19 protein-coding genes are annotated in these 22,048 nt (G+C 62.6%); 6 read left to right on the top strand and 13 right to left on the bottom strand.

What is annotated here, in order from left to right; all coding sequences use genetic code 11:
• Positions 1-133 precede the first annotated feature (133 nt).
• Positions 134-1,030: a LysR family transcriptional regulator gene (locus JOY50_RS02065; RefSeq protein WP_132846461.1), complete on the top strand. Its 897-nt coding sequence runs from the start codon at positions 134-136 to the stop codon at positions 1,028-1,030.
• A 157-nt stretch (positions 1,031-1,187) separates the two neighbouring features.
• On the top strand, positions 1,188-2,483 hold the full coding sequence (locus JOY50_RS02060) for an MFS transporter (RefSeq protein WP_019472242.1): 1,296 nt from the start codon (positions 1,188-1,190) through the stop codon (positions 2,481-2,483).
• A gap of 147 nt (positions 2,484-2,630) precedes the next feature.
• On the opposite strand, the gene JOY50_RS02055 is transcribed toward JOY50_RS02060, so the two are convergent.
• The 11 genes from JOY50_RS02055 to JOY50_RS02010 form a co-directional block, all read right to left on the bottom strand.
• Positions 2,631-3,500, bottom strand: coding sequence for an aldose 1-epimerase (locus JOY50_RS02055; RefSeq protein WP_138737778.1), 870 nt, complete (start codon positions 3,498-3,500; stop codon positions 2,631-2,633).
• A gap of 24 nt (positions 3,501-3,524) precedes the next feature.
• Positions 3,525-4,448, bottom strand: coding sequence for an EamA family transporter (locus JOY50_RS02050; RefSeq protein ID WP_138737779.1), 924 nt, complete (start codon positions 4,446-4,448; stop codon positions 3,525-3,527).
• 154 nt (positions 4,449-4,602) lie between these two features.
• Positions 4,603-5,883: a TRAP transporter large permease gene (locus JOY50_RS02045; protein ID WP_019472239.1), complete on the bottom strand. Its 1,281-nt coding sequence runs from the start codon at positions 5,881-5,883 to the stop codon at positions 4,603-4,605.
• Positions 5,884-6,411 carry a TRAP transporter small permease gene (locus JOY50_RS02040; RefSeq protein ID WP_138737780.1) on the bottom strand — a complete coding sequence of 176 codons (528 nt, stop codon included), beginning with the start codon at positions 6,409-6,411 and terminating at the stop codon, positions 5,884-5,886. It lies immediately after the preceding gene.
• A 66-nt stretch (positions 6,412-6,477) separates the two neighbouring features.
• On the bottom strand, positions 6,478-7,449 hold the full coding sequence (locus JOY50_RS02035; RefSeq protein WP_016488691.1) for a TRAP transporter substrate-binding protein: 972 nt from the start codon (positions 7,447-7,449) through the stop codon (positions 6,478-6,480).
• A 64-nt stretch (positions 7,450-7,513) separates the two neighbouring features.
• Entirely contained in the window at positions 7,514-8,395 is an 882-nt protein-coding gene (locus JOY50_RS02030; RefSeq protein ID WP_138737781.1) for an SMP-30/gluconolactonase/LRE family protein, read from the bottom strand.
• A 26-nt stretch (positions 8,396-8,421) separates the two neighbouring features.
• Positions 8,422-9,228, bottom strand: a complete 807-nt coding sequence (locus JOY50_RS02025; protein ID WP_138737782.1) for an NAD(P)-dependent oxidoreductase — start codon at positions 9,226-9,228, stop codon at positions 8,422-8,424.
• 240 nt (positions 9,229-9,468) lie between these two features.
• Positions 9,469-10,707, bottom strand: a complete 1,239-nt coding sequence (locus JOY50_RS02020) for an OprD family porin (protein WP_138737783.1) — start codon at positions 10,705-10,707, stop codon at positions 9,469-9,471.
• 851 nt (positions 10,708-11,558) lie between these two features.
• Positions 11,559-12,809 carry a ribonucleotide-diphosphate reductase subunit beta gene (locus JOY50_RS02015; protein ID WP_003254823.1) on the bottom strand — a complete coding sequence of 417 codons (1,251 nt, stop codon included), beginning with the start codon at positions 12,807-12,809 and terminating at the stop codon, positions 11,559-11,561.
• A gap of 506 nt (positions 12,810-13,315) precedes the next feature.
• On the bottom strand, positions 13,316-13,447 hold the full coding sequence (locus JOY50_RS28980) for a hypothetical protein (RefSeq protein ID WP_259136227.1): 132 nt from the start codon (positions 13,445-13,447) through the stop codon (positions 13,316-13,318).
• Between the two features lie 139 nt (positions 13,448-13,586).
• Positions 13,587-16,466 (bottom strand): ribonucleoside-diphosphate reductase subunit alpha, encoded by a 2,880-nt coding sequence (locus tag JOY50_RS02010; RefSeq protein ID WP_243054675.1) that lies wholly within the window; start codon positions 16,464-16,466, stop codon positions 13,587-13,589.
• 195 nt (positions 16,467-16,661) lie between these two features.
• On the opposite strand from JOY50_RS02010, the gene JOY50_RS02005 reads away from it, so the two are divergent.
• The 3 genes from JOY50_RS02005 (at position 16,662) to JOY50_RS01995 (ending at position 19,526) form a co-directional block, all read left to right on the top strand.
• Positions 16,662-16,823 carry a hypothetical protein gene (locus tag JOY50_RS02005; protein ID WP_165931655.1) on the top strand — a complete coding sequence of 54 codons (162 nt, stop codon included), beginning with the start codon at positions 16,662-16,664 and terminating at the stop codon, positions 16,821-16,823.
• Positions 16,824-17,223: 400 nt separating this feature from the next.
• Positions 17,224-17,922, top strand: a complete 699-nt coding sequence (locus JOY50_RS02000) for a response regulator transcription factor (RefSeq protein ID WP_132846469.1) — start codon at positions 17,224-17,226, stop codon at positions 17,920-17,922.
• Positions 17,919-19,526 carry an ATP-binding protein gene (locus tag JOY50_RS01995; RefSeq protein WP_132846470.1) on the top strand — a complete coding sequence of 536 codons (1,608 nt, stop codon included), beginning with the start codon at positions 17,919-17,921 and terminating at the stop codon, positions 19,524-19,526. The genes JOY50_RS02000 and JOY50_RS01995 overlap by 4 nt, the downstream gene beginning before the upstream one ends.
• Positions 19,527-19,529: 3 nt before the next feature.
• Here the strand turns inward: JOY50_RS01995 and JOY50_RS01990 are convergent, their stop codons facing one another.
• Together JOY50_RS01990 and JOY50_RS01985 are read right to left on the bottom strand one after the other, a co-directional pair.
• The gene (locus JOY50_RS01990) at positions 19,530-20,231 is read right to left on the bottom strand and encodes a 4'-phosphopantetheinyl transferase (RefSeq protein ID WP_243054674.1); all 702 of its coding nucleotides are present in this window, start codon (positions 20,229-20,231) and stop codon (positions 19,530-19,532) included.
• 173 nt (positions 20,232-20,404) lie between these two features.
• The gene (locus JOY50_RS01985) at positions 20,405-21,199 is read right to left on the bottom strand and encodes a dienelactone hydrolase family protein (RefSeq protein WP_132846472.1); all 795 of its coding nucleotides are present in this window, start codon (positions 21,197-21,199) and stop codon (positions 20,405-20,407) included.
• A 129-nt stretch (positions 21,200-21,328) separates the two neighbouring features.
• On the opposite strand from JOY50_RS01985, the gene JOY50_RS01980 reads away from it, so the two are divergent.
• The gene (locus tag JOY50_RS01980) at positions 21,329-21,934 is read left to right on the top strand and encodes an outer membrane beta-barrel protein (RefSeq protein WP_138737784.1); all 606 of its coding nucleotides are present in this window, start codon (positions 21,329-21,331) and stop codon (positions 21,932-21,934) included.
• Positions 21,935-22,048: the final 114 nt, after the last annotated feature.

The raw sequence follows: 22,048 nt of genomic DNA, 5'->3' as shown, positions 1-22,048 counted from the left end.
CTGGGATCGCACATACCTTGAGTTCCATGCGGTCGAGGTGGTAGCTGGCTTGCCGGCGATGAGGCCAAGGCAGGCAGCACAAAACGCCCCGGATGTCCGATAATCCCGGCACCGCAAATACCCAGGAGCCCGCATGGACCAGATCCACCTGATGAAGGTGTTTGTCGCGGTAGGTGAGCTGGAAAGCTTCGCCGCCGCCGCCCGCCGCCTGGACATCTCACCGGCCGCCGTCACCCGCGCCGTCAGCGCTTTGGAAGACCAGCTTGGGGTCAAGCTGCTGCTGCGTACCACCCGCAGCGTGCGCCTGACCGAAGCTGGCGGCCGCTACCTGGAAGACACCCGGCATATCCTCGCCAGCATCCACGAGGCCAACGAAGCGGCCGCCGGCATCAACGCCACCCCCAAAGGCGACCTGGCCGTTACCGCCCCGATCCTGTTCGGCAAAAAGTTCGTCATGCCGTGTATCGTCCGCTACCTGCAGCAGTACCCGGACGTCGATGTTTCCGCCTACTTCCTCGACCGTGTGGTGAACATGGTCGAGGAGGGCATGGATGTGGCCGTACGCATCGGCCCGTTGCCCGACTCCGGGTTGAAGGCATTGCGGGTCGGCAGGGTGCGGCGCATGTTGTGTGCGTCCCCCGACTACCTGGCACGCCATGGCGTGCCGAAGCATCCCTCGGACCTGGCCGGGCATGCGGTGATCGGCACCACCAACCTGTCGCCCCGGGCGGGCTGGCGCTTTGGGATGACAGAAGAGCCAACCCTGGTGCGCATGAAGCCGCGCCTGACGGTGACCAGCAATGACGGGGCGATCGCTGCCGCTAGTGGCGGGCTGGGGATTGCCCGGCTGTTGTCGTACCAAGTGGCCGATGAGCTGGCCAGTGGGCAATTGCAGGTGATCCTGGCCGAGTACGAGGAGGCGCCCTGGCCCATCCATGTGTTGCATCGCGAGAGCAAGTACGGCTCTGCCAAGGTCAGGGCCTTCATCGACATGCTGGCGCAGGCGCTGCGGGCGCAGCAGTTGGATTGAGATCGTACAACACAGGGTGAAACATTCAGAAATAATAAGTGTTGTACGACGACCTATGACGTGCCACTCTTTCGCCTGAAACAATTTGTCGCAAATACCGCTGCCGGTGTTCGCGACAATCGCTCGCCACACTAAAAACAAGAAACTCAGGTGAACCATGAAGATGAAAGGCATCCGTTGGTGGATGGTCAGCCTTGTCACGGCTGGGCTCGTCGTCAACTACCTCGCCCGCAACACCCTCTCGGTGGCCGCCCCCACCTTGATGACCGACCTCTCCATCAGTACCGAGCAATACGCCAAGATCGTTGCCAGTTGGCAGGTGTGCTACGCCCTCATGCAGCCGGTAGCCGGCTGGTTCATCGATTTCATCGGCACCAAGCTGGGCTTTGCCGTGTTTGCCATGGCCTGGTCGCTGGCCTGTGCTGGCGCGGCCCTGGCCACCGGTTGGCAGAGCATGGCCTTCATGCGCGGGCTGCTGGGCATGACCGAAGCCGCCGGCTTGCCGGCTGGGGTCAAGGCAACCACCGAGTGGTTCCCGGCCAAGGAGCGCTCGGTGGCGATCGGCTGGTTCAATATCGGCTCGTCGCTTGGCGCCTTGCTGGCACCGCCGCTGGTGGTGTGGGCGATCCTGCACAGTGGCTGGCAGCTGGCATTCGTGATCGTTGGTGTATCCGGCATTGTCTGGACCCTGCTGTGGATGCTGTTGTACAAGCACCCGCGTGACCAGAAGCGCCTGAGTGATGAGGAGCGCGACTACATCCTGGCCGGGCAGGAAGCGCACTTCAAACAGGACAGCCGCGAGAAGGGCGCGTGGAAGCGTATCTTCAAGGCCCGTAACTTCTATGCCATCGCTTCGGCGCGGATCCTCTCCGAGCCCGCCTGGCAAACCTTCAACGCCTGGATTCCGCTGTACCTGATGACCGAGCGGCACATGAACATCAAGGAAGTGGCGATGTTCGCCTGGCTGCCGTTCCTGGCTGCCGATATCGGCTGTGTGCTGGGCGGGTATCTGAGCCCGCTGTTCCACCGCTACTTCAAGGTATCGCTGTTCACCTCGCGCAAGATGGTGCTGGTGTTCGGTGCCAGTTGCATGATCGGCCCGGCCTGCATCGGCCTGGTGGAAAGCCCGTATATGGCGATCCTGTTGCTGTGCATTGGCGGGTTTGCCCACCAGACACTGTCGGGGGCGCTGTACTCCATCACCTCGGACTCGTTCAGCAAGGACCAGGTGGCCACAGCGACGGGCATGGGTGGCATGTGTGGGTACTTGGGGGCGGCGGTGTTTACCCTGGTGTTCGGCATTCTGGTCACGCAGATTGGTTACAGCCCGCTGTTTGTGGTGCTGGCGGCGTTCGATATCGTGGCAGCAGTGCTGGTGTGGAAGGTGGCGCGGGAGGTGCGTGGCGAGCCTTCGGTCACGCCGATGGCGAACCCGACCGGGGCATTGGCATAAGGCTTGAAATTTAGGGGCCGCTTTGCGGCCCATCGCCGGCAAGCCAGGCTCCCACAGGTACTGCACAAGGCTGGAGGCCTATCCGGTCGGGTGGGAGCTGGCTTGCCGGCGATGGGCTGCGCAGCAGCCCCAATCAAGGCAACACAATCAAAGGGCTCGATACTGCATCCTGAACCCCAAGCTCATTCCTTCCCCCCGCTGCAACAACCGCAACCCCGGCCGCCCTGGCAGGTGATGCGCATTGACCGGGTGGCTTACCGGTTCAAAGCAGAAAAAACCTTGCCCCTGCGGGCAAAACAGCAAGAAGTGCTCAGCCCCGCTGGCACTGCACGCCAGTCGATAACCCGCGCTTGGCTGTTCGATCACACACTCTCCCGGCCAGCCACTGAAGGCGTGATCGACCACCGTCTCGGGCAAACGCCCCAAGGCATTGAAACACCACTGCTCAGGCACCTCGGCCTGGTACGACGGCAACCGCCCGTCCTCCGCCAGCCATACCTTGCGCGCCACTGCATATAGCTGGGTATCGGGATACCGCGGGAAGTAAGGATGCAACCCCAACCCATACCAGGTAGCCGGTTCATCCAGGTGCGTCACATGCAGGTCCAGGCTCAGGCAGCCATCCTGCAGGTGCACATCCAGCGTGGCTTGGTAGGCAAACGGCACTGCACTGTCCAGCGTCAACCGGGCCCGTCGTTCACTGTGGTGTTCTACCTGCCAGGCCTGTTGCCAGGCACTGCCATGAATCGGGTAGGTGTCGTGCCCGGTATTGGGCACAAGCGTCTGCCAGCCATCCGGCCGGGCAAAGCCACCCTCGGCAATGCGGTTGGACCATGGCGCCAGCGGGTAACAGGCCAGGCGTCGCGGGGTGCCACTGGCCAGCGCGGCCGGGTCAGAATGGCGTAGCAGTGCTTGCCCGGTTGCTTTCACTTCCCAGTTCACCAGGCTGGCGCCCAGTTCCGGCGCCAGGCTCAGGCGGGTCAGGTGGTCTTGCAGGTGCAGTTCGGTCACAGCCATTCAAGGCTCCTTTCAAATGAACAATCAACTGGCCCGACGGTAGGTGAGCAGCACGATGCCGCACACCACCACGGCACCGCCGAGTAATTGCAGGGTGCCGAGCTGCTGGTCGAGCAAGGCCCAGCCCAGCAGCAGTGTGGCGATGGGCTCGACGTTCATCACCGGTGCGTTCTGCGCCATGTTCAGCCTTGGCACACACACAAACAGCAAGGTGAAGGCCAGGCCATACAGCACCACCAGGCTGGCTAAAGCCACCCAGCCACTGCTGCTGCCAGGCAGTGACAGACCGGACGGCATCACGCCGCTTGCGCCTGCAACCAGCATGCTGGAGAACACGATCAGCAAGGTCAGCAGGCTGCGCACGGGGCCGCGCACGCTGGCCAGTTTGTGGTCGGTGATCCACAAGGCGCAGGCGAAGGCACAGGCGGCGCCGAAGGCCAGGCCGACCCCTAGCGCCCAGTGCGGGTTGGCCGTGCCGCTGTCGGCAAGGCGTGCCGGCACATCCAGCGCCAGCACCAGGCCGCACAGGATCAGGCCCATGAACAGCACGGTGCGGCCGGTCGGGCGTGCGCCGCCCAGCGCCCAGGTGAGCAGCGCCAGCAGCATCGGGAAGGTGTTGCCCACCAGCAGCGCCAGGGCTACCGGAATGCGCGCCACCGCCGAGTACAGGCACAGGCTTTGGGTGGCGATCAGCAGGCCCAGCAGCAGCTGCCAGTGCCGGGTGCCTGCGGGCAGGCCCAGCGCCTGGCGTTGCCACAACAGCAGGCAGGCCAGTACCAGCAAGGTGATGCCTGAGCGGCAGAGAATCGCCAGCAGCACGCCGGTGCCGTCATCGAAGGCGATGCGCGCGGCGATGTGGTTGCCGGCGAATGAACAGGCCAGCAGGGCGAGCAGGGCGATGGCCAGTTTGCGCGGGAATAGAGGTACAGCGGAGGAGGGAACAGCCATGTGCAGGATCCATTTGCAGAAAGAACCAGAGGGCTGCTTTGCAGCCCATCGCCGGCAAGCCAGCTCCCACAGGGCTTGCGCAGGGCTGGAAGGCTGCACAATCCTGTGGGAGCTGGCTTGCCGGCGATGGGGCGCAGAGCGGCCCCGATTGCCGTTACAGCACCACGCTAGGCAGCCACAGCGAGATCGCAGGTATGTAAGTCACCGCCATCAGCACCAGGAACAGCGCCAGATAGAACGGCAGCAGCGCCTTCACTGTCGACTCGATGCTTACCTTGCCGATGGCCGAGCCCACGAACAGCACGGCGCCCACCGGTGGTGTTATCAGCCCGATCCCCAGGTTCACCAGCATGATCATGCCGAAGTGCACCGGGTCCACACCAATACCGGTAATCACCGGCAGCAGGATCGGCGTAAGGATCAGGATCAGCGGCGCCATGTCCATCACCGTGCCCAGCAGCAACAGCATGAAGTTGATGCACATCAGGATCACGTAGCGGTTGTCCGACAGGGTCAGGAACGCCGTGGTGATCTTCGACGGGATCTGCATCAGCGTCATCACGTAGCCGAAGCTGGCGGCAAAGCCGATCAGGATCATCACGATGGAGATGGTCCGTACCGTGCGGTGCATCAGTTTGGGCAGGTCGCGCCACTTGTAGTCGCGGTAGATGAACATGGTCACGAAGAATGACCACACCACCGCCACGGCTGCCGATTCGGTCGCGGTGAACACGCCCGACAGGATGCCGCCGAGGATGATGACCATGGCCATCAGGCCCCACAGCGCCTCACCGGCAATCTTCAACGCCTGGCGCAGCGGGATCACTTCGCCTTTGGGGTAGTTGCGCTTTTTCGCGAAGATAAGGCACAGCCCCATCATGACTGCGCTCAGCAGCAACCCAGGCATCACACCCGCCATGAACAGCGAGGCAATGGATACCGTGCCCCCCGCCGCCAGCGAGTACAGCACCGAATTGTGGCTGGGCGGGGTCAGCAGCGCCTGTACCGAGCCACTGACGGTCACGGCGGTGGAGAATTCACGCGGGTAGCCTTTGCGCTCCATCTCCGGGATCAGTACCGAGCCCACCGAGGCGGTGTCGGCCACCGACGAGCCGGAAATCGCGCCGAAGAAGGTCGAGGCCATGATGTTGACCAGCGACAGGCCGCCACGCACGAAGCCCACCAGCACCCCGGCAAAGGCCACCAGCCGCCGTGACATACCGCCTTCGGCCATGATCGCGCCGGCCAGGACGAAGAAAGGAATGGCCAGCAGCGAGAACTTGTTAACCCCACTGGCCACCTGGATCATCATCGCCTGCAGCGGGATGTCGATCCACCAGGCGCCGATCAACGCCGACAGGCCCAGAGCGTAGGCCACCGGCATGCCCAGCAGGATGAGTGCGATGAAACTGCCCAACAGAATGAACGCATCCATTTATGCCGCTCCTTCGCTTTCTTCTACGTGGTCGAAACGCACCACCTTGCGGTGGCTCTGGTCGCCCATCAGGAGTTTTTCCAGCACAAAGACCAGGGTCAGCACGCCACCGACCGGGATCGGCGCATAGGTCATGCCCACCCGCACACCCGGCAGGGATGCCAGAAACTGGTTCCAGGTAGTGATGCACAGCTTGGTGCCGTAGTAGGTCATGAACACGCACACCAGAATCATCAGTACTTGCACCAGAAGCGCGACCATGCTGCGCTGCAGCGGTGGCAGGCGATCGGTGATCATCGCCACCGCCATGTGCGCCCCGGCCCGGTAGCTGGCAGCGGCGCCGACGAACGTGAACATCACCATCAGCAGGATGGCCACCGGCTCCGGCCAGCTGGAGCCGGTACCGAGCACGTAACGGGCAAAGATGCCCCAGGGAATGATCAGCGTCATGGTCAGGATCGACAGGCCGGCGATCCAGATACAGGCGCGGTACAGCGTGTCGTTCACACGCAGGAAGAGGTTTTTCATGGGCATCACCAAAGCGGCAGGGCGGCGGGCGCCGCACTGCCGAGGTCGATTGGGCTGGGGCCGCTGTTACTGGACGGCGTCGATACGCTTCATCAGGTCGGCGTACGGCGCGCCGTATTTTTCCCGTACGGAGGCGGTGGCGTCATAGAACGGCTTCTTGTCGACGGTAATGAACTCGACACCAGCGGCCTTGAGCTTCTCTTCGCTGGCGGCAGACTTGGCATCCCACAGCGCGCGCTCTTCCATCTGTGCTTCACGCGCCACCTTCTTCACCAACGCCTGCTGCTCGGGGCTGAGCTTGTTCCAGGTGGTCTTGGACATCACTACAGGTTCCGGCAGGATCAGGTGCCCGGTCAGGGTGTAGTACTTGGCGCTCTGGAAGTGGTTGTGCTCAAGCAGGGTGGGCGGGTTGTTCTCGGCGCCATCGATCACGCCGGTTTGCAGGGCGCTGAAGATTTCCCCGGTGTCCATGGCGATGCCGTTGCCGCCCATGGCGTTCATCATGTCGATGAACAGCGGGTTGCCCTGTACGCGAATCTTCATGCCCTTGAGGTCTTCCAGGCTGCGTACCGGTTTTTTCGTATAGATGCTGCGTGAGCCGCCGTCCATCCAGGCCAGGGCCACCAGGTTGAAATCGGAGTTGGTGATCTTGTCGAGGATCTCCTGGCCGATCTCGCCGTCGATGATCTTGCGCATGTGATCATGGTCGCGGAACACGAACGGCATGTTGAACACGTTCACATCCGGCACCACCGGGCCGACGATGCCCAGGCTGACGCGGGTCATCTGCACCGCACCGATCTGCGCCTGTTCGATCACTTCCTTTTCCGAGCCCAGCACACCGCCGGCGAACATCTTGAAGGTGATGTCGCCGTTACTGGCCTGCTCGAGTTTTTTGCCCATGTTCTGCTCGGCGACCACGGTCGGGTAGCCGGCCGGGTGGATTTCGGCGAACTTGATGTCCAGTGCCGAGGCGGGCATGGCCACGCTGAAGGCGAACGGGAGTACGGCAAGGAGCAGCTTGCGTTTGAACGTCATGATGAAACTCCGTGGTTTTTATTATCCGGTTTCGTGCGTGCAAGTGTGGGTGCGGCAGAGGGCGTCAGCCCCGGTAGGTAGGTTCCTCCAGGCCCTTGGTGTCAGGGTTGAGGGCAAATACCCCGCCCGCCAGGGGCTGGTCACTGAGGTCTGTGCCTGTGGGGCGGATCGAGGTGACGTACAGGGTGTCGAGGTTGGCGCCGCCGAAGGCGCACATTGCCGGCTTTTTCACCGGCACGCTCAGCGAGCGGTCGAGGCGGCCGTCAGGGGTGAAGCGGTGGATCTGCCCGGCGTCATTGCCGCAGATCCAGTAGCAGCCGTCCTGGTCGATTGCTGCGCCATCGGGGCGGCCTGGGTAGCCGCGCATGTCGACGAACAGCCGCTTGTTGTATGGCGTGCCGCTGTCGATGTCGTAGTCGAAAGCCCAGATCTTCTGCACGTTGGGGTGCGAGTCGGACAGGTACATGCGCGTGCCGTCGGGGCTGAAGGCCAGGCCGTTGGGTACGATCATGCCATCTTGCTGCAGGTGCAGCTGGCCTTCTCCATCATGCCGGTACAGCGCACCCACGTGGGCACCTTGCTGCATGTCCAGCAGCATGGTGCCGGCCCAGAAGCGGCCCTGGCGGTCGCAGCGGCCATCGTTGAAGCGCATGCCGGCCTGGGCGTGCGGCACGCTGCTGAGCAGACGGCTATCAAGGCTGCCGTCGGGCTTGGCCTGGAGCTGGAAGATGCCGCTTTCCATGCCAGCGACCCAGCCCTGGCCGCTGCGGGCGATGCAGGCCAGCATCTCGTCGCCCTGCCAGACCTGGTGCTTGCCATCGGCCGCCTGCCAGCGGTGCAACTGACGGGCGGGAATATCGACCCAGTACAGGGCCTGTTCGCTGGTGTGCCACACGGGGCTTTCGCCGGTGCCGTTGCGGGCGTCGACAATCAGTTCGCAGTTCATGGTCGTGCCTCCTGGCGTGCGTGGGTTCAGTTGAACGGGCCGGCCACGGCGAAGGCGCCGCCCTGGTAGACCATGCTCGGGTCATCGGCGGGGGGCGCCGGTTGGGCTTCCACAGCGGCGCGGAAGCGCTCGGAGCTGTCCTTGGGCTCATACCCAAGGTGCTCGGCATAGCGGTTGTCCCACCACACGGTGCGGTTATCGGAGGCGCCGTAGACAATGGTGTGGCCAACGTCGGGCGTGAACAACCCGCGCTCGATCAGTTGCACCAGATCGTCGTAGCTCAGCCAGGTGCAGAGCATGCGCGGGTTCTGGGGCTGGGGGAATGACGAGCCGATGCGAATGCTGACGGTCTCGATGCCGTAGCGGTCGAAGTAGAAACTGGCGACATCCTCGCCGTAGCACTTGGACAGCCCATAGTAACTGTCGGGGCGCCGCGGGGAGTGGGCGTCGATGCGCTCATCCTGGCGGTAGAAACCGATGGTGTGGTTGGAGCTGGCGAAGATGATGCGCTTCACGCCATGCTTGCGTGCGGCTTCGTAAACATGGAACACGCCGCAGATGTTTGGCCCGAGGATGTCTTCGAAAGAATGCTCGGTGGACACGCCGCCGAAGTGGATGATGGCATCCACGCCTTCGACCAAGGCATGTACCGCAGCCTTGTCGGCCAGGTCGCAGGTGATGACTTCTTCATGTGGGCCCGCAGCAGGGGCCATTTCGCTGATGTCGGAAAGGCGCAGGACCTCGGCGTAGCCTTGCAGGCGTTCGCGAAGGACCTTGCCCAGGCCGCCTGCGGCTCCGGTGAGCAGCAGGCGATTGAGGGGGGTAGTGGTCATGGCCGGCTCTTGTTGTTAATTGTTGTAGGTTGTCGTATGACTTTGCTGATTATTGGCGGTGGGTTCGGCTGTTGTCAATGAGGCCTGCGTCTCTTTATGGCCTGTCAGGGCCCTATCGCCGGCAAGCCAGCTCCCACAGATACTCCACTTGGCTGGAAATTACCGCGGCCTGGTGGGAGCTGGCTTGCCGGCGATGGGGCGCAAAGCGGCCCTAATTTCAATCAGTGCCGGGCTTCTCGGTTACAAGAGCGATAACGGGTAATTGAAGATCAACCGGTTCTCATCGAACTCGTTATTGCTGTAATCCCGCCGAATCGACGAATTTCGCCATTTCACGCTCAGGTCCTTGAACGCCCCGCTCTGGATCACGTACGCCAGCTCCGTCTCACGCACCCACTCCTTGCCATCGGTCACCCCCCCACTATGCACATCGCGCCCGCTGATGTAGCGGTTCATCAGGGTCAACCCCGGTACCCCGACGGTGACAAAGTTGAAGTCATGACGCACCTGCCACGAGCGCTCGTTGGCATTGTCGAAGCTGGAGTTGTAACTGTCGTTGGCCAAGGTCCCGCCACTGGTGCCGTTGACCCGCATCCAGGTATCGCCATCCACTTTCTGCAAACCCACCCAGAAGGTGCTGCCGCCGTACTTGGCCGAGAACATCCCCGAGTAGGTCTTGTTGTCCAGTTCGCCGGCGCGTTCGGAGCCGTCCTCATCGCCATGGAAGTAGCCCAGGTTCGCACCCAAGGTCCAGTCACCCACCGGCTGGCTGTGGCTCAGTTGCAGGTATTGCTGCTGGTACACGTCCTTCAGCACCGCATTCCACAGCCCTACCAGCGTGCGGTCCTGGTTGAACTTGTACTCGCCGCCGACGAAGTTGAACCGGTCCGACACGCCAGCGCCGTAGCTCATGTCTTCCATGCTGGCGTCGTTACGCGGGCTGTTGCCGCGGAACTGGCCGCCGTACAGGGTGAGCCCTGCGATTTCATTGGAGGTGACCTGCCCGCCACGGAACGTCTGCGGCAACGAGCGTCCGTCGTCCGAACGCAGAATCGGCAGCACCGGCATCCACTCACCGATCTTCAGCTCGGTCTTGGAGATCCGCGCCTTGCCCGCCACTGCCAGGCGCCCATAGTCATCTGCCGGCTTGCCATCGTCATGGCGCGGCAGCAACGCCGTGCCATAGGTACCGCCGCCGCCATCGAGCTTGACCGACCACAGCCCCAGCACATCCACGCCAAACCCGACCGGGCCTTCGGTGAACCCTGAACGGGCATCGAGAATGAAGCTTTGTGTCCACTCCTCGGCCTTGCTCTGCGGGTTGCTGGGGTTGGTGAAGTTGCGGTTGATGTAGAAGTTGCGCAGCCCGAGGGTGGCCTTGCTGTCCTCGACAAAGCCCGCAGCCAGGCTGGTGCCCGGCAGGCCGGCGATGACCCCGGCGCCAAGCAGGGCGAAGGGCAGGGTGTGGCAGATTTTCATTATTGTTGTGCTCCCGAAGGGTGTGGCAGCCCGTCCACCGGGCACGCACAAGCGGCCTGCGGCAGGGGCGGGTAGTTAACGGGCCGGTCAGGGCCAGGGGTGAATGCGCGGTAACCCGTCGCTACGTACTGGCAGGTGTACGCGGGCTGGCCGGGCGAAGAGGGGTATGCAACAGACGTGGGTGGAGCGGGATGGGTGTCGACATGGGATCGTCCACTGATTGTTGTTCTTGTTATGTGTTGTCGTACAACTGTGGGCGATTATTATCAAGTGGGAGGTGAGCTGTCAACGGCTGATAGCTGAGCAGGTAGGGTCCCAGTTGCTGCATTCCACGCGCCGTACGCGGGACATGATTTACAAATCAAATCCGATTGACTGTGGACCCTGCCGCTAGCCTGCGCTATCTTCAGATCTGGCCTCGCCCTCGACCACGTAGACTGGCATGTCCAGTCCCGGCATCCTCGTTGGTGCCGTACCCCTCCTGTCGGCGTGGGCGGGGCCTCTTCCTTTTTCGCAACGCTCATCGGCTAATATCGAGCGCTCCCTGGCGCCACGGCCGCCAGCTCCCTTGGCAAATCTCCCCTGCTACGCGATTCCCTGTAGGAGCGGCCTTGTGCCGCGAAAGGGCCGCACAGCGGCCCCGGCAATATCACAGGTGCGGAGTTTTGGGGCCGCTGCGCGACATAAGGCATCTCCTACGGCGATTACGCGAGCTGCTCAGCAGCTCTGCTTATGTGGGGTTCACCCGCGAAGAGGCCAGCACAGGCAAAGCTGTCCGCTCACCCCTAGGCTCACTCCACCAATAAAAAAGGCTGCCAATCGGCAGCCTCCTCGATGTTCAGCCCGGACAATCAGTCCCAGCTCAAAGCACCACCCGTCTGATACTCAATCACACGGGTCTCAAAGAAGTTTTTCTCTTTCTTCAAGTCCATGATCTCACTCATCCATGGGAACGGGTTGGTAGTCCCTGGATATTCTTCTTTCAGGCCAATCTGGGTCAAACGACGGTTGGCGATGAACTTGAGGTAGTCCTCCATCATCGCTGCGTTCATGCCCAGTACACCGCGTGGCATGGTGTCACGGGCGTATTCGATCTCCAGCTGGGTCCCTTGCAGGATCATCTGGGTCGCTTCTTCCTTCATCGCCGCGTCCCACAGGTGCGGGTTTTCGATCTTGATCTGGTTGATCACGTCGATACCGAAGTTCAGGTGCATCGACTCGTCACGCAGGATGTACTGGAACTGCTCGGCAACGCCGGTCATCTTGTTGCGGCGGCCCATGGACAGGATCTGGGTGAAGCCGCAGTAGAAGAAGATGCCTTCCAGTACGCAGTAGTAGGCGATCAGGTTGCGCAGCAGCTCTTTGTCGGTTTCGACGGTGCCGGTGTTGAATTCCGGGTCGGAGATGGCGCGGGTGTACTTCAGGCCCCAGGCGGCTTTTTTAGCGACCGACGGGATCTCGTGGTACATGTTGAAGATCTCGCCTTCATCCATGCCCAGCGACTCGATGCAGTACTGGTAGGCGTGGGTGTGGATCGCCTCTTCAAAGGCCTGGCGCAGGATGTACTGGCGGCACTCCGGGTTGGTGATCAGGCGGTACACGGCCAGGGCCAGGTTGTTGGCAACCAGCGAGTCGGCGGTGGAGAAGAAGCCCAGGTTACGCATGACGATGCGACGCTCGTCTTCGGTCAGGCCGTCCTGGCTCTTCCACAGGGCGATGTCGGCGGTCATGTTGACCTCTTGCGGCATCCAGTGGTTGGCGCAGCCGTCCAGGTACTTCTGCCAGGCCCAGTCGTATTTGAACGGTACCAGCTGGTTGAGGTCGGCGCGGCAGTTGATCATGCGCTTTTCATCTACGGCAACGCGGGCCGAGGAGCCTTCCAGCTCGGCCAGGCCTTCGGCAACGTCCAGGGCGTCGAGGGCAGCCTTGGCACGTTTGACGGCTTCGGAGTCAGAAGCGGTGGCCGCACGGGCTTCCAGGGCGGCGGCACCACCGGCGCTGTCGAGCTTGTCGAGGGTGGCGGCGGCAGCGGCCTGCGCAGGGGTGTTGCCTTTGGCGGCTACTTCGCCGTCTTCTTTGTCGAATTCGTCCCAGCTCAGCATGGTTTGGCTCCTGCTTGAGGGTCGCCCTGGGGCAACCGGTTGGATTTTAAGAATGTGATGCCTGACGCAAGGCCGTAACGGCGAATGGACAGCTCGAGAGGCTGACTCTCGTTTACATCTGAATGTGTTCTGGCTTGTACCTGGCCAGGCCTCGGGGAGGGGCCAGGACAATGAATGGTGCTCTTTTCAGAGGGCGCAAAGTATACCGGAATTCACCTTCGATCGGGGCGCATGTGTTGCGGGCGAGGGTAACTTTTTCGACCGGTTTTGCGTGCGTCCGTTCACGAAATGGCTGTGTTCATCTACGGGGGGAGAGTGTAGCGCTAACCTATATCTTGTGCCAGTTTAAATTTATGACACACTATATAGTGTTTTTGAGGGTTTTATGATGCGTGTCCGGGCCTCATCGCCGGCAAGCCAGCTCCCACAGGCACCGCGCCTGACCGCAGGGCGATGCAGTACCTGTGGGAGCTGCCTTGCCGGCGATGAGGCGGGGGCAGGCAACACTAGCAGCGGTGGCTGCGCAGCGTTTCGACGATATGCGTCTGGGGGTGTTTGCGTGCGACTTCTACCGAGGTAAAACGGCCGGTTTCAGCATTGCGACCAATCTTGCGAGTTGCCACTTTTTTCCGCGCCATGGGCTTGCGTCCTTTATAGAGAGGTTTTGTCCTTTTACCGAACCGCATACGCAGCGGGAAAAGGGCAGGGCTTCTCAGTGACGCGGATACAAAAATGCCGCGCGGGGCACCTGTAGGCACCCCGCGCGGCATTCAGGCCTTACTGGCAGGCTTCGCAGTCAGGCTCGTCGATCGCGCAGGCCTTTGGCACTGGCGCTGGGCCGGCTGCCTGGACCGGGGCGCTGTCGCCGCCGCTGGAAACGGCGTTGAGCTTGCCGGTGTTGATGGTCGACTTCTCGGTGCTGGTCGCAGCCAGGGCACGGAGGTAGTAGGTGGTTTTCAGGCCACGGTACCAGGCCATGCGGTAGGTCACGTCCAGCTTCTTGCCCGAGGCGCCCGCGATGTACAGGTTCAGCGATTGAGCTTGGTCGATCCACTTCTGGCGACGGGAAGCTGCGTCGACAATCCACTTGGTCTCGACTTCGAACGCGGTGGCGTACAGGTCTTTCAGCTCTTGCGGGATACGCTCGATCTGCTGCACCGAACCGTCGTAGTACTTCAGGTCGTTGATCATGACCGAGTCCCACAGGCCGCGGGCCTTCAAGTCACGGACCAGGTACGGGTTGATCACGGTGAACTCGCCCGACAAGTTCGATTTCACGTACAGGTTCTGGTAGGTCGGCTCGATCGACTGCGACACGCCGGTGATGTTGGCGATGGTCGCGGTTGGCGCGATGGCCATGATGTTCGAGTTACGAATACCTTTTTGTACGCGAGCACGCACCGGCGCCCAGTCCAGGGTCTCGTTCAGGTCGACGTCGATGTACTTCTGGCCACGGGCCTCGATCAGGATCTGTTGCGAATCCAGCGGCAGGATGCCTTTGGACCACAGCGAACCCTGGAAGGTCTCGTACGCGCCACGCTCGTCGGCCAGGTCGCAGGATGCCTGGATCGCGAAGTAGCTGACCGCTTCCATCGACTTGTCGGCGAACTCGACGGCAGCGTCGGAACCGTAGGCGATGTGCTGCAGGTACAGTGCGTCCTGGAAGCCCATGATGCCCAGGCCGACCGGGCGGTGCTTGAGGTTCGAGTTACGCGCCTGCGGCACCGAGTAGTAGTTGATGTCGATCACGTTGTCGAGCATGCGCACAGCCGTGTTCACGGTACGTTGCAGCTTGGCGGTGTCCAGCTTGCCATCATTGATGTGGTTTGGCAGGTTGATGGAGCCCAGGTTGCAGACCGCGATCTCGTCCTTGTTGGTGTTCAAGGTGATCTCGGTGCACAGGTTCGAGCTGTGGACCACGCCCACGTGCTGCTGCGGCGAACGCAGGTTGCACGGGTCCTTGAAGGTCAACCACGGGTGGCCGGTCTCGAACAGCATCGACAGCATCTTGCGCCACAGGTCTTTGGCCTGGATGGTCTTGAACACCTTGATCTTGTTGTACTCGGTCAGGGCTTCGTAGTACTCGTAGCGCTCTTCGAATGCCTTGCCGGTCAGGTCGTGCAGGTCTGGCACTTCCGAAGGCGAGAACAGGGTCCACTTGCCGTCATCGAAGACACGCTTCATGAACAGGTCAGGGATCCAGTTGGCGGTGTTCATGTCGTGGGTACGACGGCGGTCATCACCGGTGTTCTTGCGCAGCTCGATGAACTCTTCGATGTCCAGGTGCCAGGTTTCCAGGTAGGCACAGACGGCGCCCTTGCGCTTGCCACCCTGGTTGACGGCAACGGCAGTGTCGTTGACCACTTTCAGGAACGGTACGACGCCTTGGGACTTGCCGTTGGTGCCCTTGATGTAGGAACCCAGTGCACGCACAGGGGTCCAGTCGTTGCCCAGGCCACCGGCGAATTTCGACAGCATCGCGTTGTCGTGGATCGCGTGGTAGATGCCCGACAGGTCGTCCGGCACGGTGGTCAGGTAGCAGCTGGACAGCTGCGGGCGCAGGGTACCGGCGTTGAACAGGGTCGGGGTCGAGGCCATGTAGTCGAAGGACGACAACAGGTTGTAGAACTCGATCGCACGGGCTTCCTTGTCTTTCTCTTCCAGCGCCAGGCCCATGGCCACACGCATGAAGAACACCTGCGGCAGCTCGAAGCGCACGCCATCCTTGTGGATGAAGTAGCGGTCGTACAGGGTCTGCAGGCCCAGGTAGGTGAACTGTTGGTCGCGCTCGTGGTTGATCGCCTTGCCCAGTTTTTCCAGGTCGAAGTCGGCCAGGGCCGGGTTCAGCAGCTCGAACTCGATACCTTTGGCGATGTAGGCCGGCAGGGCCTTGGCGTACAGGTCAGCCATCTCGTGGTGGGTGGCGCTGTCGGCAACGCTGAGGAAGCCCAGGCCTTCGGCACGCAGGGTGTCCATCAGCAGGCGGGCGGTCACGAACGAGTAGTTCGGCTCGCGCTCGACCAGGGTACGGGCGGTCATCACCAGGGCGGTGTTGACGTCCTTGATGGCCACGCCGTCGTACAGGTTCTTCAGGGTTTCGCGCTGGATCAGGTCGCCATCGACTTCAGCCAGGCCTTCGCAGGCTTCGCTGATGATGGTGTTCAGGCGGGCCATGTCGAGCGGCGCCAGGCTGCCGTCAGCCAGGGTGATGCGGATGCTCGGGTGCGGCTCGACCACGGCGTCGGTGTTGGCGCGGGTGGCGCGCTCTTTGGCGCGCTGGTCGCGGTAGATCACGTAGTCGCGGGCAACTTTCTGCTCGCCGGCGCGCATCAGGGCCAGTTCTACCTGGTCCTGGATTTCTTCGATGTGGATGGTGCCACCCGATGGCATGCGACGTTTGAACGTGGCGGTAACCTGTTCGGTCAGGCGCGCGACGGTGTCGTGGATGCGCGACGAGGCGGCGGCGGTACCGCCTTCAACTGCAAGGAACGCCTTGGTGATGGCAACGGTGATCTTGTCGTCGGTGTAGGGGACGACAGTGCCGTTACGCTTGATCACGCGCAGTTGGCCAGGGGCAGTGGCGGCCAGATCCTGGTTGGAATCGGCGGACTGCGGCACCTTGGCCTGCGGGTTCTCGCGAGTTGTGTCGGTTTGCATGGGTGGGTGTCTCCACAGTTTCTATATTGTTCAGGCGCCTTTTGGGCGCCCACCGTTCCGTCCACTTGCTCGATGGCCCGGCGGGGATGCGCAATGCATACGCATCCGCCCGCACGGGCGTACCGACTTCGGGACAGACTCAGGAATAAGGGGCAATAGCTTGCCGCTCCCTGGCCGAAGTCAAAGGTTTTGGGCTTGGCCCAAAAACTGTTGCTGATGGATGCCAGGCCTGGCCTGCAACACCCATACCCGAACAAGGCCCTGGAAGGGCTTGCCTCGGTCGCCTCCGCAGGAGCGGTTTGGCTGCTGAAATCACCTGAAGTTCAGCTCGTAAAATCGCTTGATTTTGCGGGTTGACTTTTGTGTGTGATTTTGCACGAACCCCTATATGTAGTGGTTCGCTGCGTTCGGGATACAAGATAATGCGGTATTGGGGGCTTTGCAAGGCGAGCACCTGTGGATAACTTGTGCGTACTTTGTGAGTGAATGGTGGGTATTCGCTGTAGGCCTTGTGCCAAGTGGTTTGCAGTATTTTTCTGCGCCTTGCTGCCCCCGGGCAGTTTTTTTCGGGCGCGAACCCTATCACAAAAAACGGTTCAGTCGAGGGGGCTACGGGCGGGTTGGCAGCGCCGGAGGTGCTACTGAGTATCCTGGGGGGATGTTGCCTTTTGGTTAAAGGGTTATGTTCCCTGTACCGGCCCCTTCGCAGCACAAGGCCGGTACAGGTAATAAAAAACAACAAGCAAAGGCAGAGGCCATGGACCACCCCGTACCCCGCATCCTCATCGTCGAAGACGACCAGCGCCTGGCCGAGCTCACCGCCGAGTACCTGCAGGCCAGTGGCTTCGAGGTCGCGGTGGAGGGCGATGGCGCCCGCGCCGCCCGGCGCATCGTCGACAGCCAGCCCGATCTGGTTATCCTCGACCTCATGCTGCCCGGCGAGGACGGCCTGAGCATCTGCCGCCGGGTACGCAACCAGTACCCCGGCCCCATTCTCATGCTCACCGCACGCAGCGACGAACTCGACCAGGTCCAGGGCCTGGACCTTGGCGCCGACGACTATGTCTGCAAACCGGTACGTCCACGCCTGCTGCTGGCGCGTATCCAGGCCCTGCTGCGCCGCAGCGAAGCCGTGGACAGCAAGCGCCAGGAGCTGGCGTTTGGCGCACTGCGTATCGACAACCGCCTGCGCGAGGCGCGCCTGGGCGACCAGCTGATCGAGCTGACCGGTGCCGAGTTCGACCTGCTCTGGCTGCTGGCCAGCAACGCGGGCCGGGTTCTGACCCGTGAACAGATCTTCACCGCGCTGCGTGGCGTCGGCTACGACGGCCAGGACCGTTCCATCGACATACGCATCTCGAAGATCCGCCCCAAGATCGGCGATGACCCGCTTCAGCCACGGCTGATCAAGACCCTGCGCAGCAAGGGCTACCTGTTTGTCGGCGAAGCGCCATGAACAATTCGATCTTTCTGCGTATCTACGGCGGCATGCTGGCGGTGCTGGTGCTGGTGGCCTTGCTCGGCGTGCTTAGCCTGCACCTGGCCAACGAAGTGCGCGCCGCCCAGCACCGGGAAGGCCTGGCCCAAGGTACCTTCAGCCTGATGGCTGACAACCTGGCACAGCAGAATGCAACCGAACGCAAACGCTCGCTGCTGATCTGGGAGCGATTGCTCGGTGTGCCGCTGGCGCTGCAACCGATGACTGGGCGCAGCCTCGACGGCGGCCAGCGGGCGCGCCTGTACCGCGGCCTGGTGGTGGTCGAAAAGACAGGCCCACATGCGGCGCAAGTGCTGCGCAAAGTCGGCCAGGAAGACCTGATGCTGGTGGCGCAGATCAAGCAGATAAGCGAGCAACTGGCGCGGGCCACCCTGTATCTGTTGGCCGATGAACTGGTGCGCTACCCGATCACCGAGCAGCAGCAGCGGCTGGCACAGATCAAGCAGGAAAAGGGCTTCGGTTTTGGCGTCGCCCTGCAGCGCATCGAGCGGGTCAGCCTGGACGATGACCAGCGGCGCCGGGTCGAGGAGGGCGACACGGTCATGGCGCTGGGCAAGGATGGCGACTCGATCCGGGTGTTTGCCGGGCTGGCAGGCTCGCCCTGGGTGCTGGAAATTGGCCCGTTGTACCAGCTCAACCCGTATCCACCGCAGTTGCTGATCCTGATTACCTTTCTCGGCCTGTGCCTGATCGGCCTGGTGGTTTACCTGCTGGTGCGCCAGCTGGAGCGCCGGGTGTCGGGCCTGGAGATTGCCGCCACACGCATCGCCCAGGGCAGCCTGGACACCCGCGTGCCCGCCGGTGATGCCGACTCGGTGGGGCGTCTGGCCGCCGCCTTCAACGGCATGGCCGAGCACCTTCAGCGCTCGCTGACCATGCAGCGCGAGCTGGTGCGGGCGGTGTCCCACGAGTTGCGCACGCCGGTTGCACGCCTGCGCTTTGGCTTGGAGATGATCGAAACTGCCACCACCGAACAGGCGCGGGCCAAGCACTTGGCGGGCATGGACGGGGATATCCAGGACCTCGACAAGCTGGTCGACGAAATGCTGACCTACGCTCGCCTGGAGCAAGGCGCGCCGGCCTTGAAGTTCCAGCGGGTCGACCTGGATGCCTTGCTCGCGCGGGTGATCGAAGAGCTGGCACCGTTGCGTGCCGAGGTGCGGGTCGTGCGCGGCGACTGCCAGGGCGCGGATGCCGAAGGCGCGTGGGTCGAGGCCGAGCCGCGTTACTTGCACCGGGCGCTGCAGAACCTGGTCAGTAACGCCATGCGCCATGCCGGGTCTGAGGTGCGCGTGAGCTACCAGTTGGGGCAGCAGCGATGCCGCATCGATGTCGAAGATGACGGGCCGGGGATCCCCGAGGGCTTCTGGGACCGCATCTTCACCCCGTTCACCCGCCTGGATGACAGCCGCACCCGTGCTTCGGGTGGGCACGGCCTGGGCTTGTCGATCGTGCGGCGAATCATCTACTGGCACACGGGCCGGGCGACGGTGGGGCGTAGCGAAGCGTTGGGTGGCGCCTGCTTCAGCCTGAACTGGCCACGCCAGCAAGCGCCACAGTAAAGGTCAGACGCTGACCAGGCTGAGCAGGTGGCCGTCCTGCAGGCAGAACTGGCCTTGCAACTCGGCGCCTTGGCGCCACTGCGGCGACAGGTCGGTGAGCAGGCGCAGGCGGGCCAGGCCTTCGGTGGACCAGTCCAGCACCTCGGCGTGTTCGAAATAGAAGCGCTGGCGGGTCAGCGGATAGAGGGTCTTGAACAGGCTTTCCTTCAGCGAGAAGGTCAGGGTGACCGTCAGGCCGAGTTGACGGCGGTCCAGGCGTTCGAGCTCGGGGGGGGTGAGGATTTCAGCCATCAGCCGTTCGGCGCGTTCGTCATCCAGCAACGCCTCCTGATCCAGGCCCAGGCCCTGGCAGCTGCCTTCGGAGGCGACAACGGCGGCGGCCCAGCCTTTGCCGTGGGTGATCGAGCCGTGGATGCCCGCCGGCCAGATTGGCGAGCGATCCTCATGGGTGCCGGGCACGTAGTCGCGACCGTCCAGGCGCTGCAGCGCGGCGCGCGCGCACACCCGGCCGGCCAGGTATTCGGTTTGGCGCTTGGCCACCGAGCGCTGCAGGCTGGCGCTGGGCACGACGCCGGCGCGCTGGAAGTCGTCGGGTGCCAGGCGGGCAGGGTCGAAGGCGCAACTGACCAGCACCGCGCCGGGCAGCGGGCGGGGCAGGGGCCAGTGGTGCTGGAGTGGGGCGCAGCAGGCGGGGAAAGTGTTCATGGGGCTATTGTGCCAGCCGCAGCGGCGGTGTGGGAGGTGGGATTGCTGGGGCTGCGTTGCAGCCCATCGCCGGCAAGCCAGCTCCCACAGGTGCTGCGCAGCGCTTGAGGTTTGCGCAGTGCTTGTGGGAGCTGGCTTGCCGGCGATGGGCCTCAAAGCGGCCCCGACAATCCTTATTTGAACACCTGCTTGAAGAACGCCTGCATATCCGCCCAAGAGCTCTCGTCCGCAGCCTTGTTGTAGCCAATGTCCGGTCCACCATGTTCGCCATGGCTCAGCCGGTCAGCATCGGGGTTGGTGAAGCCATGCTTGGCCCCAGGAATGTTGACGAACTGGTAGTTGACCTTGGCGGCGTCCATTTCCGCTTTGAACGCATTGACCTGCTCTTGGGTGACCATGCTGTCTGCGGCGCCGTGCTCGACCAGTACATAGGCCTTCACCTTGCCGGCTTGGGCCGGCGTCTGTGTGGCCAGTGCACCGTGGAAGCTCACCACTGCATCGAGCTTGTCCGCACCGCGTCGTGCTGCATCGAGCACCACCTTGCCGCCGAAGCAGTAACCGACGGCACCTAAGCTGCTCTTGTCGGTGTAAGGCTGTAGTTCCAGCAGTTTCAGGCCGGCGTCGAAGCGCTCGGCGGCAGCCTCCGGGTCTTTCATCGCTTCGGCCATGAACGCTTGGGCATCCTGCGGATGTTCGGTCTGCTTGCCATCGCCATACATGTCGATGGCCAGCGCACTGTAACCCAAGGCCGCGAGGTCACGGGCGCGGCGCTTGGCATAGTCATTCAGCCCCCACCATTCATGCACCACGACGATGCCCGGACGCTTGCCTTGGACTGCATCATCATAGGCGTAGTAGCCGATCAAACGCTTGCCGTCGGCGTCCTGGTAGGGAATTTCACGGGTCACTATCGCCGCCTGGGCGAGGGCGGCGCTGCACATCAGGGTCAGGGCCAGCAGGGCGCGCATCTTTACTACTCCTTGTCTTGCAGACAGTTCGTTCAGCCGGTGTTCAGCCAGGGTTCAGTCGCGGTTCAGGGTGCCCTCCTTACTCTAGCTTCCAGACCGAAACAGCGCACCCAACTGGAGTAACCAGCCATGAAAACCTTCAACACCCTGCTTGCCGCCATGGCCGTCTGTGCCGCTGGCATCACCACTGCCCAGGCCGCCGACGACAACTTCGCCAGCCTCACCTACGGCCAGACCAGCGACAAGGTTCGCAAATCGGGCCTGCTGCAGCGCAACACCGACCACCTCAACGCCGATGGCATCATCGGCAAGGATGACACCTGGGGTGTACGTGTGGGCAAGATCAACGACCAGGGCCGCTACTACATGACCTACGACAACGTCTCGGGTGACCACAGCGGCCTGAAGTTGCGCCAGGAAAACCTGCTGGGCAGCTATGACCTGTTCCTGCCGGTGGGCGATACCACCAAACTGTTCGGCGGGGGCAGCCTGGGCATGACCAAGCTCACCCAGGACTCGCCAGGCGCTAGCCGGGATACCGACTACGGTTATGCCTACGGCCTGCAGGCCGGTGTGATCCAGGACATTACCGACAAGGCTTCGGTGGAGCTGGGCTATCGTTACCTGCGCAGCAATGCCGCGACCGAAGTGGGCGCCCATGGCGGGCCGAAGGACGGCACCCTGCGGCTGACCAGCAGCGCGCAGACCTATCTGGCAGCAAGCTACAAGTTCTGACCAGCGAGCCGCGTTATCCTGTACCGGCCCTTTCGCGGCTAAAGCCGCTCCCACAGGGATCGCACAATTCCTGAGACTTGTGCAGTACTTGTGGGAGCGGCTTTAGCCGCGAAA

The organism is Pseudomonas sp. BP01 (assembly GCF_022760795.1).
Taxonomy (GTDB): Bacteria; Pseudomonadota; Gammaproteobacteria; order Pseudomonadales; family Pseudomonadaceae; genus Aquipseudomonas; species Aquipseudomonas putida_Q.
The sequence above is the reverse complement of the archived record's forward strand: the minus strand, read 5'-3'. Positions and strand labels throughout refer to the sequence as shown.

What these genes read in the sequence shown, in the direction of transcription:
- JOY50_RS02065 (WP_132846461.1), top strand. Translation starts at nt 134, where the DNA reads ATGGACCAGATCCACCTGATGAAGGTGTTTGTCGCGGTAGGTGAGCTG.
- JOY50_RS02060 (WP_019472242.1), top strand. Translation starts at nt 1,188, where the DNA reads ATGAAGATGAAAGGCATCCGTTGGTGGATGGTCAGCCTTGTCACGGCT.
- JOY50_RS02055 (WP_138737778.1), bottom strand. Translation starts at nt 3,500, where the DNA reads ATGGCTGTGACCGAACTGCACCTGCAAGACCACCTGACCCGCCTGAGC.
- JOY50_RS02050 (WP_138737779.1), bottom strand. Translation starts at nt 4,448, where the DNA reads ATGGCTGTTCCCTCCTCCGCTGTACCTCTATTCCCGCGCAAACTGGCC.
- JOY50_RS02045 (WP_019472239.1), bottom strand. Translation starts at nt 5,883, where the DNA reads ATGGATGCGTTCATTCTGTTGGGCAGTTTCATCGCACTCATCCTGCTG.
- JOY50_RS02040 (WP_138737780.1), bottom strand. Translation starts at nt 6,411, where the DNA reads ATGAAAAACCTCTTCCTGCGTGTGAACGACACGCTGTACCGCGCCTGT.
- JOY50_RS02035 (WP_016488691.1), bottom strand. Translation starts at nt 7,449, where the DNA reads ATGACGTTCAAACGCAAGCTGCTCCTTGCCGTACTCCCGTTCGCCTTC.
- JOY50_RS02030 (WP_138737781.1), bottom strand. Translation starts at nt 8,395, where the DNA reads ATGAACTGCGAACTGATTGTCGACGCCCGCAACGGCACCGGCGAAAGC.
- JOY50_RS02025 (WP_138737782.1), bottom strand. Translation starts at nt 9,228, where the DNA reads ATGACCACTACCCCCCTCAATCGCCTGCTGCTCACCGGAGCCGCAGGC.
- JOY50_RS02020 (WP_138737783.1), bottom strand. Translation starts at nt 10,707, where the DNA reads ATGAAAATCTGCCACACCCTGCCCTTCGCCCTGCTTGGCGCCGGGGTC.
- JOY50_RS02015 (WP_003254823.1), bottom strand. Translation starts at nt 12,809, where the DNA reads ATGCTGAGCTGGGACGAATTCGACAAAGAAGACGGCGAAGTAGCCGCC.
- JOY50_RS28980 (WP_259136227.1), bottom strand. Translation starts at nt 13,447, where the DNA reads ATGGCGCGGAAAAAAGTGGCAACTCGCAAGATTGGTCGCAATGCTGAA.
- JOY50_RS02010 (WP_243054675.1), bottom strand. Translation starts at nt 16,466, where the DNA reads ATGCAAACCGACACAACTCGCGAGAACCCGCAGGCCAAGGTGCCGCAG.
- JOY50_RS02000 (WP_132846469.1), top strand. Translation starts at nt 17,224, where the DNA reads ATGGACCACCCCGTACCCCGCATCCTCATCGTCGAAGACGACCAGCGC.
- JOY50_RS01995 (WP_132846470.1), top strand. Translation starts at nt 17,919, where the DNA reads ATGAACAATTCGATCTTTCTGCGTATCTACGGCGGCATGCTGGCGGTG.
- JOY50_RS01990 (WP_243054674.1), bottom strand. Translation starts at nt 20,231, where the DNA reads ATGAACACTTTCCCCGCCTGCTGCGCCCCACTCCAGCACCACTGGCCC.
- JOY50_RS01985 (WP_132846472.1), bottom strand. Translation starts at nt 21,199, where the DNA reads ATGCGCGCCCTGCTGGCCCTGACCCTGATGTGCAGCGCCGCCCTCGCC.
- JOY50_RS01980 (WP_138737784.1), top strand. Translation starts at nt 21,329, where the DNA reads ATGAAAACCTTCAACACCCTGCTTGCCGCCATGGCCGTCTGTGCCGCT.